Consider the following 13139-nt stretch of genomic DNA (forward strand, 5'->3'; position numbering starts at 1 on the left):
TGGGTGTCACAGCCGCGCGCCACTCTCTGGTGCCAACCGTTCTCACACTCGCGGAGTCCTGTTGACTTCTGACCTCGCGCGGCGCCGCCCAAGGTTTGAACCCGTTACCGGTCACTGAGAGCCTGACGATCGCTGATGGTCTGCTGTCTGTACCGGCTCGGTGAGAGACCCAGGACTCGTCGGAAGTCGGCAGTCAGGTGGGCGTGGTCCGCGTAGTCGAGCTCGGCGGCCACTTGCGCGACGGTGACGGAAGGATCCTCCCGCAGCCGTTGTGCCGCTTCCTGGAGCCGATAGCGTCTGATCACGGCAAGTGGGGGCAGACCGATGTATCTCTCGGAGAGTCGTTGCAGACTTCGGATGGAGAGATCGAGGCGCCGCGCCAGCTGATCGACGCGCAGAATGCTTCTGTCGGAGGCGACGACGTCCTCCATCCTGTTGGCCGTGAGCGCCATCGCTTGTGGCGGCCCGGTGTACTGCGCCACCCAGGCTGCCAGCGCGCTGGCGGCACATTGTCCACCCGTCGTCGTGTTCGTATCCGCCATAGCGTCGGCGACGGCGACCTTCAGGTCAGGGTCCTCGAGCGGCCGATGGGAGTCCCGAATCAGGGACGGGGAGCACAGCGCGCCTGCACCCGCCGGTCGCAGAAGGGCTCCGACTGCCCATCCCCGGCCTTCCAGCTCGCGATAGGAGATGCTCGTCGTCGGGCCGTACAGGGAGACACCATCCGGCTCGACCACGAGGTTACAGGCCGGGAACGGGAGAACCTCCTGCCGCTCCCGTTGTCCTGCGGGCAGGTCCCAGCGCGGAATCCAGATCCAGCGGACACGGTCGGCCAGTGCCTCGGAGACAGGCTCACGGTGAAAGGTTGGAAGCCTGGAGGGGTAGAGGATCCCCCGCTGATCAGCGGTCGTCTCGGGCACGGTTCCTCACCTTTCCGGAACTGTCGCAGATCTTCAAGCGGAGGCACCTTTGTCGTTCCTACAGTCGTTGACATGAGTACACGTAACGTATCCGGGGCCACTGGTCAGTACACGACTGACGGGACTCCGCACGGATTCACCAGCATCACACCGTTTCTGGCCATTGACGGCGCCGACCGGGCACTTCGGTTCTATCGCGACGTCTTCGGGGCGCGCATCGCGGACAGCGTCGAGATCGAGGGAGCGGTCGTCCACGCGGAGCTCGACTTCGGTCACGGAAGGCTCCAGATCGGTGAGCCGTCCGCCTTGTCCGGTCTGGTCGCGACCCCGTCGGACGAGCCGGTCTGCTACTCGATCGGTCTGTACTGCCCGAACGTCGACGCCGTCACTGAGCGGGCCACTGCCGCCGGCGCAACCTTGCTGGAACCGCCTACCACTTTCGTGTCCGGGGACAGGTTCGCCTCCATCCGCGACCCTTTCGGCGTGCGGTGGGCGGTCATGACCCGGGTCGAGGACCTGTCCAAGGAGGAGAGCGCGGCTCGTGTTGCCGTATGGGCCAAGGAGCAGGCGGGCGGTGAGAAGTAGGGCGGCCAACGCTCAGGTCCGGGCGGCCCGGTCGGCGAGCTCATCGAGATCGGGAACGCCCGCGCCGGCCGGAGCCAGTGTCTCCCAGAGACACTCGGCCACCGTAATGAGAGCGAGGAGACTGACCAGGAGCACTCCGCTCATGTGAGGGCCTGCGGGGATGAGAGCAAGGCACAGGGCGCAGGCCACGACACGGGATCGGTAGATCTTGCGTGCGTTGCGTAACCTGATGACGGCGAACATGGCGAGGAAAACGATGACGCCGCTGCTCAGGAGGGCCGACGTCTCCATCGGGACGCGGTCGTGTGGCTCCTCCATCACGTGATGGAGGCCGGCGGCCAAGGCGATCAGTCCGGCCGCCAGAGCGAGGTGACCGTAGGCGAGGAGGCTGCGCACGGCACGGAAGGGAACGCGCGCCCGGTTGATGTAGTGCTCCATGAGACCGAGGCTGTGGTGGAAGTAGGCCCACCACAGCCCGCCCACAAGGACGAAGGCGGCAGCGAGACCGCCCAGGTCGCCCCAGGTCAGATGCTCGATCCCAGTCTGAGGAGTCGCGATCGACACGATCGTCTCACCGAGAGCCACAATGATGAGGAGGCTGAAGCGCTCCACGACGTTGCCGACGTCGTAGTGCTGGGCGCTCATGGTTCGGCTGTGCCGCAGGGGGCCGGTGATCTCCCACAGCGCCGCGAGGGTCCACAGTGCCAGTTGGCCGTTGCCGCCCATGATGGCCCCGCCGAGCATGAGGGGTCCCTGGATGAGGCTGGAGACCAGGTCCATGCGGAAGGCGTTGGAGTTCTCGTGCCGCGCCAGACGGAAGGTGATGACCATGCGCGAGAGCCAGCACGACGTCGCGAATATCAGTGCCCGTTCCCCGAAGGCGCGAGGCACGGCGACCGCGCTGACCATGACGATCACCATGAGGGTCATGATGGTGAGGCGGTGACGATTCGTCGACGCGTCACGCAGGCTGGACTGGATCGTCACCAGTAGCCACTGCCAGTAGATGAAAACCAGCAGGACTCCGGCATGTGCAAGCCCTCTCCAACCGGTTTCCTCCCGAATGACGCCGTTGAGCTCAGTGATGAGGAAGACGTAAACCAGGTCGAAGAAGAGCATCACCGGGTCCACAGCCCGGTGCGGCAGCAGCGAGACATCCCCGCGACGCTCGGAGGACCTCTGTGCAGTCACGCTTCTCCTCACGTAATCAGTACGTGGTCAGGCATGGTTGCTCCGTTTTCTCCCGAAAGCTCGTCTCAGCGCCGCTGGCGCTTCTCGCGCACGCGCACCCCGATCTGGATGGGGGTGCCAGTGAAGCCGAACTCCTCGCGCAGGCGGCGCTCGATGAAGCGCCGGTAGCCGGCGTCGAGGAAACCAGTGGTGAAGATGACGATCCGGGGCGGGGCCACCTGAACCTGGGTGGCGAAGAGGATGCGAGGCTGCTTGCCGCCGCGCACCGGGTGTGGGGTGGCGGACTGCAGCTGCCCCAGAAAGCCGTTGAGCCGGCCCGTAGGTACTCGGGTGGTCCAGCCGTCCAGGGCGGCGTCGAGGGCGCGCACGAGCCGGTTGGTGTGCCAGCCGGTCCGGGCGGCCAGGTTGATGTGAGGGGCCCAGGAGACGTGGGCCAGGTCGTGCTCGACCTCCCACAGCAGCATCTTCTGACGCTCCTCGTCCACCAGGTCCCACTTGTTGTTGACCAGGACCAGGGCGCGACCTGCGTCGACGACCTGCTGGACGACGCGCACGTCCTGCTCGCTGATCGGCTCGGAGGCGTCGAGGAGGACGACGGCGACCTCGGCCTTGTCGATGGCGCCCTGCGTGCGCAGGACCGCGTAGTAGTCGGCGCCCCGTGACTGCTTGACGCGCCGGCGGATCCCGGCGGTGTCGACGAAGACCCACTTGCGGGAGTCGAGCTCGATGATCTCGTCGACCGGGTCGCGGGTGGTGCCGGCGGTCTCATTGACGACGACGCGCTCCCGGCCCGCGATGGAGTTCAGCAGCGAGGACTTGCCGACGTTGGGCCGCCCCACGAGGGCAACCCGGTGCAGGTCTCCCTCGGGCGCGGCGGCGGCCACAGCGGAGACCTCTGGGAGGATCTCCATGACGGCGTCGAGGACCTCACCGCTGCCCCGGCCGTGCAGGGCCGAGACCGGGAAGGGCTCACCCAGTCCCAGGTTCCACAGGGCGGCGGCGTCTCCCTCCTGCGCTGGGGAGTCGACCTTGTTGGCGGCCAGGACCACCGGCTTGCCGCTGCGGCGCAGCATCCGCACCACGCGCGCGTCGGTCTCGGTGATACCGACCTGGGCATCGACGACCAGAAGGACGGCGTCGGCCATCTCGACGGCGACCTCGGCCTGGGTGGCCACGGCGGCATCGAGGCCGGCTACGTCCACCTCCCAGCCGCCGGTGTCAACGATGGTGAAGCGGCGCCCGGCCCACTCCGCCGGGTAGGAGACTCGGTCACGGGTGACACCGGGGGTGTCCTGGACGACGGCCTCGCGGCGGCCCAGAACCCGGTTGACCAGTGTCGACTTACCCACGTTGGGCCGGCCGACGACAGCCAGCACCGGCAGCCCGGCCTCGGCCCGGTCGCCGATTGGGAGCTGCCCGTCCGCCTCCAGAAGAGCGAGATCCTCCTCATCGAGCTCATAGTCACCCAAGCCCTCGCGCATGGCCTGGGCTCGCAGGTCCTCCTCGGCGTCGCGCCGGGCGGCGGAGTCGGCGGCCTCCTCCACCAGGTCCAGGACCCGCTCGACGGACTGCTCCAGGCTCAGCTCCGAGGTGTCCACCAGGGTGACGCCCTCGGGCGCGGTGAGGAACTGGGAGACCGTGGAGTCGTCGCGGTCGCGGCGTACCACCTGGTCGCGCAGGGCGACGGCGTCGACCTGCTTGCCGGCGGCCTCCAGGTCCCCGGCGCGGCGCGTCAGGCGGGCCTCCTCCGAGGCGGTCACGAGCAGGCGGGCGTCGGCGTCGGGGGCGATGACGGTGGTGATGTCACGTCCTTCGGCCACGATGCCGGCTCCCCCGGAGAAGGAGCCGGTGCGCCCGGTCGCCTCGAAGCGGATGATCTCGCGCTGACGGCGGGCCAGCTCGGCACGCACCTCGAGGTTGGTGGCGACCTTGGAGACGATCGTGGCGATGTGCGGGTCACGGATCGCGGCCGACACATCAGTTCCGTCCACGGTGAAGGTGGGGTGCTCGGGATCCAGACCCATGTGCAGCGGCATCGCAGCGACGGCATCGGCGACGGCGGCCCCGTCGTCCAGGTCAACCCCCTCGTGCTCGCACCACCAGGCCGCGGCCCGGTACATGGCACCGGTGTCGAGGTAGGCCAGTCCGAGCGTGGTGGCCACGCGCCGCGAGACGGTGGACTTGCCCGACCCGCTCGGCCCGTCGATAGCGACGACGATTCCCATGGTGTCCTCCAGCAGAGTCCGATTCCGGTCAAGAACTGGGCCAAGCGTCCCACACTCCGGCGCGATACTGCGGATCAGGACCCCATGAGCACTGACACAGGCGGCCGGCAGGCGCGCAGTGAACCGGTGTCAGCCCGCGACGACGCGCCAGCCCTTGGCGTCCAGGGCCTCCTCCAGCCCCTGGGCGGCCGCCGGCAGGACGGAGATGAGCGCAATCCCGGCGCTCTGACCGGCCGAGTGCTCCAGGGAGAAGTCCTCGATGTTGACACCGGCGGCACCGACGTCGGAGAAGAGCCGACCGAGCTCGCCGGCGGCGTCGGGCACGAGGACCTGGACCTCGGCATAACGGCGCGGCGCCCCGCCGTGCTTTCCGGGGATACGGGCCCGTCCTGCGTTTCCGCGAGTCATGACATCGGTGACGGCACCGACGGCCCCAGGTGCGATCGTGCTCACCGCGCCGGTGGCCGTGTACTCGGGACCACCAGGATCGCAAGCAGCCGCCTCGACCCCCGCGATCAACGCGCTAAGGTCGTCACTGATCCGGCGCAGCAGGTCGGCCACGGGACCGGCATTGCCCACGATGATGGCCGACCACAGCCGGGGGTCCGAGGCCGCGATCCGGGTGACGTCGCGAAGTCCCTGACCCGACAGGGCCAGGGCGCTCTCCCCCAGCTCCTCCAGGCGGGCGGCCACGAGGGAGGCGATGAGCTGGGGCATGTGGGAGACGGCGGCGACGGCGGCGTCGTGCTCCGACGCTCCCATGCGCACCGGGGTAGCACCCACATCGACCGCCAGGTTCCTGATGGCCAGCTCCGCCTCGGGATCCGAGTCCTGACCGACAACCACCCAGGGACGTCCGGCGAAGAGATCGGAATCGGCGGAGCCGGCACCCGAGCGCTCGCGGCCCGCCATCGGGTGGGAGCCGACGTACCTGCGCGCCTCCGCTCCCGCCCGGGCCCGAACCTCCGCGACGACCCGTTCCTTGACGGAGGCCACGTCAGTGACCACGGCATTCGGGTGGGCGCTCAGCTGCGCGACGACGACGTCGGCGGTCACGTCGGGCGGGGTGGCCACGACGACGATCTGCGGCTCGGGGCTGTGTTTGTCGTGGGGCGTTCCCGCCCCCATGTCACGGGCCAGGGCCAAGGACGTGGGCGAGGTGTCGGAGAGCTGGACCTCGACGTCCGCTGTCCGCAGCGCCAGGGCCAGAGACGTTCCCAGGAGGCCGGTGCCGATGATGAGGACCGGTCCACGTGTGGACACCGATGCCCGGGACTTGGCCGCGCTCACAGCCCGACCTCCTGCTGGAGTGCCGCGATCTCCTCGCCGCTGAGGGGGCGGGTCTCACCGGGGCGCAGGCTGCCCAGCCGCAGCGGTCCCAGTCTCGTACGCGCCAGGCGCGTCACCGGGTGGCCGACGGCGTCCAGCATGCGCCGCACGATGCGGTTCTTGCCCGAGTGTAGGGTGATCTCGACGATGGATCCCCGAGGCCCGGAGTCCTTGACGGTGACCCGGTCCGCCCGTGCCTCGCCGTCCTCGAGCTCCATGCCGCGCCGCAGCTTGCGCGGCACCCACGGCTCGACCTGCCCCTCAACGATGGCGACGTAGGTCTTGGCGATCTCGAAGCTGGGGTGCATGAGCCGGTGGGAGAGCTCACCGTCGTTGGACAGCAGAAGCAGCCCCTCGGTCTCGGTGTCGAGACGACCGACGTGCACCAGGCGCAGCGAGTCGGGCAGCTCGGGGTGCTCGGCCAGGTAGTCGCGTCCGTACTGGGCCACCGTCGGGCGGCCCTCAGGGTCCTCCATGGTGGTCACGACCCCGGCCGGCTTGTGGAGCATGAGGGTGATGAGCTCGGGGTTGGTGAGGATCCGGCTGCCGTCGACGCGGATCTCCTGGGTCCGCGAATCCACCCTGACACCCGGCTCGGTGACGGTGATGCCGTCGACGCTGACGCGGCCGTCGGCGATGAGCTGCTCGCAGGCCCGGCGTGAGGCGACTCCGGCGTGGGCGAGGACCTTCTGCAGCCTCTGTCCAGAAGCGACGTGCGGGTCGTCCTGACCACCCTTGGAGGCGCGCTCACGCATTGCCAGCAGACGGGACTCCTCGTCCTCATCGATGGCTTCGGCATCGAAGGCGGCCAAATCAGCAGCGTCACTGTGCTCGTCCAGCTCCTCGAGGTCGTCCTCGTCGTAGAACTCCTGGCCACCGAAGTCGCTGTCGGGTACTGAGATGGTCTTTGAGTCGGTCCTGCTGCGGTGCTTCCTCGGGGTCATGAGGTCCTCCTACCGGCCATCTCATCGGCCTGTTCGACGATCTCCCCCAGTGCCTCGACACGAGGCAGGTAGGGAGCCAGGGGTGGTAGCTCGTCCAGGGAGTCGATTCCCAGGTACTCCAGGAACTCTCCCGTGGTCCGGTACAGGATGGCACCGGAGGTCTCGGCCCCGGCCTCCTCGATGAGGCCGCGGGCGTGCAGGGTGCGCATGACGCCGTCGACGTTGACACCCCGAATCGCCGCGACGCGACCGCGGGTGACCGGCTGGCGGTAGGCCACGACGGCGAGGGTCTCCAGGGCGGCTTGGCTCAGGCGCGCGGTGGCGCCGCCGATGATGAACTGCTCGACGAGCTCGGCGTGCTCGGGCACGGAGGCGAAGCGCCACCCTCCGGCTGCCCGTCGCAGGAGGAAGCCGTGGGTGCGGCTGTCAGGTGCCTCTCCCCGGTACTCGGCGGCGAGGTGCTCCAGCAACGTCTCGGCCGATCGCTCCTCAATGCCGAGGGCATCTGCGATCGAGGCGGTGGTCACCGGTTCGTCGGCGACGATGAGAATCGCCTCGGCGGCGCTGCGCAGCTGGGGCTCGGCGGCCTCGCTCATGCGAATTCCTCCTCGAGCTCGATCAGGTCGTCGGAGGCCATCATGCCGGTCGGATCGTCCTGACCGGCACACCAGGTCACGGTGATCTCGCCCATGGCCTCGACCTGGTCCAGCTCGGCGCTGCCCTGCCGGTGAAGGATGAGCAGCGCCAGGAACCGGGCCACGACGACGGCCGTGCGCTCGGCGTCCTCAATGATCTGGGCGAAGGTCAGGGTTCCGTGACGACGCAGTCTCAGGACAATGAGGCTCAGCTGTTCTCCGACCGGGACCCGCTCGTGAAGGTGGACGGTCTGCACTCCCGGATCCGTGGGCCGGGTGAAGGCGCCGACCGCCAGCCGCGTGAGCTCCTCGGGAGTGATGGTGGCTACCAGCCGGGGCAGGAGCGCGGCCAGGTGCGGTTCCAGCGCGACGATCCGGGGATGGCTGCGAGCGGAGGTCTCCGCCCGGTGGCGGAAGGCGGCTGCGGCCTCCTTGAAGGCCCGGTACTGCAGGAGCCGGGCGAAAAGCAGGTCGCGGGCCTCGAGCAGCTCGAGGTCGGGTTCCTCGTCATCCTCATCACGAGGCAGGAGGCGGTGCGCCTTGAGGGCCAGAAGGGTGGAGGCCACCACGATGAACTCCGAAGCACGTCCCAGGTCCCAGTCCGAACGCATGTGGGCGATGAAGTCGTCGGTCACCTCAGCCAGCGCCAGCTCAGTGACGTCGAGCCGTTTGCGGGCGATGAGGCTCAGGAGCAGATCGAAGGGCCCCTCGAACTGGGGCAGGGCGACGCTGAACCCGGGCAGCCTGGGTGGGCCCTGAGACTCCTGGTCCTCCGACTCAGGCGACATCGCCGCGGGCGATGACCTCACGGGCCAGCCGGCGGTAGGCATCCGCACCGGGGTGGGAGGGCGCGTAGCTGGTGATCGGCTCGTTGGCCACGGAGGCGTCCGGGAACTTGATCGTGCGCCGGATGCGCGTGTCGAAGAGCTGCTCGCCGAAGGCCTGCTCAAGACGCTCAAGCACCTCACGCGAGTGCAGGGTCCGGGAGTCCACCATGGTGGCCAGGATGCCGTCGATCTCCAAGGTGGCGTTGAGACGGTCCTTGACCCGTTCAACGGTCTCCACCAGAAGCGCCACCCCTCGCAAGGCGAAGAACTCGGTCTCCAGCGGGATGATGACGCCGTGGGAGGCGGTCAGGGCGTTGATGGTCAGAAGCCCGAGCGAGGGCTGGCAGTCCACGAGGATGACGTCGTACTCGTCAAGGACAGGACGTAGCACCCGCTTGAGGGCCTGTTCACGGGCGACCTCATTGACGAGCTGGACCTCGGCGGCGGACAGGTCGATGTTGGCCGGGACGATATCCAGTCCCTCCACGGTGGTCTCATGGATGACGGTGCGGATGTCCGGACGGCTGGCGACGAGCAGGTCATAGATCGTGGAGTCGAGCTCGTGGGCGTTGATGCCCAGCCCGGCGGAAGCCGCCCCCTGAGGGTCGAAGTCGACGATGAGGACCTTGCGCCCCAGCTCGGCCAGCGCCGCGCCGAGGTTGATTGTCGTCGTGGTCTTGCCAACGCCGCCCTTCTGGTTGCACATGGAGATGACCCGAGCGGGTCCGTGCGACTCCAGCGGCGCGGGAACGGGGAAGTCCTTCTCCTCGCTCTCTTCGGTGCCGGGGTTGTCGATCAGGCCTGGCTGGATGGAGTCATTCACATCCGTCAGCCTAGTCGAAGTCGGCTCCACCTCGCCCAGTTCAGACGGGACACGCCAGAGAACGGGCTAAACAGGATCCGGCTTTCAGGAAGGCGTCGGCCGGCGCCCAGGCTCCCCTCACCAAGAGCCGGATCCCCTGACGTTTCAGGAGCGCACTCGGCGCTCAGGCCAGCGCGCGCGGATGGCTTGTGGCGTAGACCTCCCGCAGATGGTCGACGGTGACCTTCGTGTAGATCTGGGTGGTGGTGACCGATGCGTGCCCGAGCATCTCCTGGACGACACGCACGTCCGCCCCTCCGGCCAGCAGGTGGGTGGCGAAGGAGTGCCGCAGGGTATGGGGCGAGATACGACGCTCGTCGGGGACACCGGCTCCGGCGAGACCGGCCCTTTCGGCAGCCTGCTGCAGAACGGCCCAGGCACTCTGCCGGCTCAGCGGCCTGCCCAGGGTGTTGAGGAAGACCTGCGGCACTCCCCTGCCCCGCTCCGCCAGAACCGGCCGACCTCGAACCAGGTAGGCATCCAGTGCCTCCCAGGCGTAGGTGCCCATGGGGACCACGCGTTCCTTGCGTCCCTTGCCGAACAGTCGCAGCACCCGGGAGTCGGCATCGAGGTCGTCGACGACGAGCCCCACTGCCTCGGAGATGCGGGCACCGGTGGCGTAGAGGACCTCCAGCAGCGCGCGGTCCCGCAGACTCACCGGGGAGTCGTCGATGCCTGCGGCTTCCAGCAGGCGGCGGACCTCCTCGATGCTCAGGGCCTTGGGCAGCCGCCTGCCGGGCTGGGGCGGGCGCACTGTGGCCGAGGGGTCCTGCGAGGTGGTGCCCTCCGCCAGGAGGAACTTGTGCCAGCCGCGTACGGCGGTGACGGTTCGGGAGGCCGACGACGAGGCCAGCGGGCGGGCACCGTCGGCTCCGGTGCGCAGCGCCTCGAGGAAGCCGGCCACGTCATCGCGGCTCACCTCCTGCAGGACCGTGATGCCGCCGGTTCTCAGGTAGCGCAGGTAGCGACCCAGGTCGCGTTCGTAGGCGCTCAGGGTGTGGGGGCTCAGCCCTCGCTCGACGCGCAGATGCGCGAGGTAGCCGCGCAGTGCCCGGTCCAGGGCGTCGCCACGCGGATCGTGGGTGGTACCGGCGGCCGCGGCCGTCGTCTTCGCCGTGCTCGTCGCAGCCAGCCGATGCTCAGCCGAGCTTGGCGACCAGGCCGAGCCCGACGATCGTGATCGTCCAGGTGATGGCCACGGCCACGGTGATGCGGTCGAGGTTGCGCTCGGCCACGCCGGAGGACCCGGCTGAGGAGGAGATGCCGCCGCCGAACATGTCCGACAGGCCGCCTCCCTTGCCCTTGTGCAGGAGGATCGACATGATGAGGAAGAAGCTCGAGAGGACGAGCAGCACCTGAAGGACGATACGCACCACGTTCACGCCGCGTTCCCTTCGTCGTTGGTTTCGTCTTGCTGTGGAGGCCTCGCGCCGGTTGGAGACCGGCGCGATTCTCGAAGGAGACGTGCACCCCCACCTGTCCGCTCGGCAGTCTACCCGCAAGACGCCGAGTCCCGGACACCACATGGTGTGAGGTGTCCGGGACCCTGACTACGAGGGCTGAGGCTCTGCGGGGAACCGGTGGCCGGGTCCCTCGTCGAGGCTCAGGCCGCTCAGGCGTAGAAGCCGGCCATGGCGGCGAAGGAGTCCGCCTTGAGGGAGGCTCCCCCGACCAGCGCGCCGTCGACGTCGGGCTGGGCCATGAGCTCCTTGATGTTGGCGGGCTTGGCGGAACCGCCGTAGAGGATACGGGTGGCGTCGGCCGTGGCGTCGCCGTAGTCGGCACGCAGGGCCTCACGGATCGCCCCGCACACCTCCTGGGCGTCCTCGGCGGTGGCGGTCTCGCCGGTGCCGATGGCCCAGATGGGCTCGTAGGCGATGACGATCTTGGCGACGTCCTCACCGCTCCATCCCTCCAGGGCGGCGCGGATCTGCCTTAGGACGAACTCGACGTGGTTGCCCGCCTTGCGGACATCCAGGGCCTCACCGCAGCACAGGATGGGGGTCATACCGGCGTCGAGCACTTTGCGGGCCTTGGCGCCAACGAGGGCGTCGGACTCGCCGTGGTACTCGCGGCGCTCGGAGTGGCCCATGACCACGTAGCTGCAGCCGAGCTTGGTGAGCATCTCGGTGGAGATCTCGCCGGTGTAGGCGCCGTTGTCGTGGGTGGAGACGTCCTGGGCGCCGTACTTGACGCTCAGGGAGTCGGCCTCGACGACGGTCTGCACGGTGCGGATGTCCGTGAAGGGCGGGATCACGAGGACCTCGCACTTGGCGTAGTCGTGGTCGTGGTCCTTGAGCTCCATGGCCAGGCCCTGGACAAGGTGGTTGGCCTCGAGGTGGTCGAGGTTCATCTTCCAGTTGCCCGCCATGAGCGGGGTGCGGTTGCTCATCTAGGTTGCCTTCCTTCAGTCTTCGAGCACTGCGATACCGGGCAGCGTCTTGCCCTCGAGGAGCTCGAGGGAGGCGCCACCGCCGGTGGAGATGTGGGAGAACGTGGCCTCGTCGAAGCCGAGTGTGCGCACGGCCGCGGCGGAGTCGCCACCGCCGATGACGGAGAAGGCGTCGGACTCGGAGATCGCCTTGGCCACGGCCTTGGTGCCCTCGGCGAAGGCCGGGAACTCGAAGACGCCCATGGGGCCGTTCCACACCACGGTCTTGGAGGTGGCGATCGCGTCGGCGAAGAGCTTTCGCGTCTCAGGGCCGATGTCCAGACCCATCTGGTCGGAGGGAAGCTCGCTGGAGAGCACGACGGTGGCCGGGGCGTCCGCGGCGAAGGTCGGGGCCACGACTGTGTCGACGGGCAGCAGAAGCTCGACGCCGTTGGCCTTGGCGGTCTCCAGGTAGCCCTTGACGGTGTCGATCTGGTCCTTCTCCAGCAGGGAGGTGCCCACCTCGTAGCCCTGGGCGGCCAGGAAGGTGTAGGCCATGCCGCCACCGATGAGAAGACGGTCGGCCTTGCCCAGCAGGTTGGAGATGACGCCGAGCTTGTCGGAGACCTTGGAGCCACCGAGCACCACGGTGTAGGGGCGCTCGGGGTCGTTGACAGCGCGCCCCAGTGACTCGATCTCCTTGACGACGAGCAAGCCGGCGGCCGAGGGCAGCAGCTTGGCGACGTCGTAGACGGAGGCCTGCTTGCGGTGAACGACGCCGAAGCCGTCAGAGACGAAGACATCGGCCAGGGCGGCGAGCTCAGCGGCGAAGGCCTCGCGCTCGGCGTCGTCCTTAGAGGTCTCGGCGGCGTTGAAGCGGACGTTCTCCAGCAGGACGATCTCGCCGTCACCGGCTGCGGCGACAGCGGCCTTGGCGGACTCACCGACGGTGTCCTCGGCAAGCGTCACCTTGGTGCCGGTCACCTCGGCAAGGCGCTTGGCCACGGGCGCCAGGGAGTAGTCGGGGTTGGCCTGGCCCTTGGGACGCCCGAGGTGGGCGGTGATGATGACCTTGGCACCGGCGTCGAGCAGGGTGCGCAGGGTGGGCAGAGCGGCCTGGATACGGCCGTCGTCGGTGATGTTCTTGTCGGCGTCCAGCGGCACGTTGAAGTCGGAGCGGACCAGGACTCGCTTGCCCTTGAGGTCGCCCAGGGACTCGATGGTCTTCATAAAGCCTCTCATCGGTTGTG

At 68.5% G+C, this 13139-nt stretch carries 13 protein-coding genes; 1 reads left to right on the forward strand and 12 read right to left on the reverse strand.

Annotated elements, in window-relative coordinates:
- Positions 1-104: 104 nt before the first annotated feature.
- The gene (locus tag BKH33_RS10745; protein ID WP_003784867.1) at positions 105-920 is read right to left on the reverse strand and encodes a helix-turn-helix domain-containing protein; all 816 of its coding nucleotides are present in this window, start codon (positions 918-920) and stop codon (positions 105-107) included.
- Between the two features lie 72 nt (positions 921-992).
- Here BKH33_RS10745 and BKH33_RS10750 point away from each other — a divergent pair, with 72 nt between their 5' ends.
- Positions 993-1505 (forward strand): VOC family protein, encoded by a 513-nt coding sequence (locus BKH33_RS10750; RefSeq protein WP_003784882.1) that lies wholly within the window; start codon positions 993-995, stop codon positions 1503-1505.
- Between the two features lie 12 nt (positions 1506-1517).
- On the opposite strand, the gene BKH33_RS10755 is transcribed toward BKH33_RS10750, so the two are convergent.
- From BKH33_RS10755 to BKH33_RS10805, 11 genes are all read right to left on the reverse strand, one after another.
- Complete coding sequence (locus BKH33_RS10755) at positions 1518-2696, reverse strand: low temperature requirement protein A (RefSeq protein ID WP_232621437.1); 1179 nt, start codon at positions 2694-2696, stop codon at positions 1518-1520.
- A 65-nt stretch (positions 2697-2761) separates the two neighbouring features.
- Positions 2762-4921 (reverse strand): bifunctional cytidylate kinase/GTPase Der, encoded by a 2160-nt coding sequence (gene der, locus BKH33_RS10760; protein ID WP_076142739.1) that lies wholly within the window; start codon positions 4919-4921, stop codon positions 2762-2764.
- Between the two features lie 129 nt (positions 4922-5050).
- Positions 5051-6211, reverse strand: a complete 1161-nt coding sequence (locus BKH33_RS10765; RefSeq protein ID WP_003784889.1) for a prephenate dehydrogenase — start codon at positions 6209-6211, stop codon at positions 5051-5053.
- Positions 6208-7194: a pseudouridine synthase gene (locus tag BKH33_RS10770; RefSeq protein ID WP_003784872.1), complete on the reverse strand. Its 987-nt coding sequence runs from the start codon at positions 7192-7194 to the stop codon at positions 6208-6210. The genes BKH33_RS10765 and BKH33_RS10770 overlap by 4 nt, the downstream gene beginning before the upstream one ends.
- Positions 7191-7790: an SMC-Scp complex subunit ScpB gene (gene scpB / locus BKH33_RS10775; RefSeq protein ID WP_003784874.1), complete on the reverse strand. Its 600-nt coding sequence runs from the start codon at positions 7788-7790 to the stop codon at positions 7191-7193. Before scpB ends, BKH33_RS10770 begins: the two co-directional genes overlap by 4 nt.
- Positions 7787-8617: a segregation and condensation protein A gene (locus BKH33_RS10780; protein WP_003784865.1), complete on the reverse strand. Its 831-nt coding sequence runs from the start codon at positions 8615-8617 to the stop codon at positions 7787-7789. Before BKH33_RS10780 ends, scpB begins: the two co-directional genes overlap by 4 nt.
- Positions 8607-9479: a ParA family protein gene (locus BKH33_RS10785; protein ID WP_003784854.1), complete on the reverse strand. Its 873-nt coding sequence runs from the start codon at positions 9477-9479 to the stop codon at positions 8607-8609. Before BKH33_RS10785 ends, BKH33_RS10780 begins: the two co-directional genes overlap by 11 nt.
- A 163-nt stretch (positions 9480-9642) precedes the next feature.
- Complete coding sequence (gene xerD, locus BKH33_RS10790; protein WP_081392039.1) at positions 9643-10566, reverse strand: site-specific tyrosine recombinase XerD; 924 nt, start codon at positions 10564-10566, stop codon at positions 9643-9645.
- A 91-nt stretch (positions 10567-10657) separates the two neighbouring features.
- Complete coding sequence (gene secG, locus BKH33_RS10795; RefSeq protein WP_003784896.1) at positions 10658-10900, reverse strand: preprotein translocase subunit SecG; 243 nt, start codon at positions 10898-10900, stop codon at positions 10658-10660.
- A gap of 230 nt (positions 10901-11130) precedes the next feature.
- Positions 11131-11910, reverse strand: a complete 780-nt coding sequence (gene tpiA / locus BKH33_RS10800; protein WP_003784860.1) for a triose-phosphate isomerase — start codon at positions 11908-11910, stop codon at positions 11131-11133.
- A gap of 15 nt (positions 11911-11925) precedes the next feature.
- Positions 11926-13119, reverse strand: coding sequence for a phosphoglycerate kinase (locus tag BKH33_RS10805; protein WP_003784869.1), 1194 nt, complete (start codon positions 13117-13119; stop codon positions 11926-11928).
- Positions 13120-13139: the final 20 nt, after the last annotated feature.

Origin of the sequence: Actinomyces naeslundii, assembly GCF_001956585.1 — a bacterium.
In the GTDB taxonomy this organism is placed as follows: domain Bacteria; phylum Actinomycetota; class Actinomycetes; order Actinomycetales; family Actinomycetaceae; genus Actinomyces; species Actinomyces naeslundii.

Bases quoted from the DNA above. Each gene is read 5' to 3' on its own strand.
- BKH33_RS10750 (WP_003784882.1), top strand. From the start codon at position 993: ATGAGTACACGTAACGTATCCGGGGCCACTGGTCAGTACACGACTGAC.
- der (WP_076142739.1), bottom strand. From the start codon at position 4,921: ATGGGAATCGTCGTCGCTATCGACGGGCCGAGCGGGTCGGGCAAGTCC.
- BKH33_RS10770 (WP_003784872.1), bottom strand. From the start codon at position 7,194: ATGACCCCGAGGAAGCACCGCAGCAGGACCGACTCAAAGACCATCTCA.
- scpB (WP_003784874.1), bottom strand. From the start codon at position 7,790: ATGAGCGAGGCCGCCGAGCCCCAGCTGCGCAGCGCCGCCGAGGCGATT.
- BKH33_RS10780 (WP_003784865.1), bottom strand. From the start codon at position 8,617: ATGTCGCCTGAGTCGGAGGACCAGGAGTCTCAGGGCCCACCCAGGCTG.
- tpiA (WP_003784860.1), bottom strand. From the start codon at position 11,910: ATGAGCAACCGCACCCCGCTCATGGCGGGCAACTGGAAGATGAACCTC.
- BKH33_RS10805 (WP_003784869.1), bottom strand. From the start codon at position 13,119: ATGAAGACCATCGAGTCCCTGGGCGACCTCAAGGGCAAGCGAGTCCTG.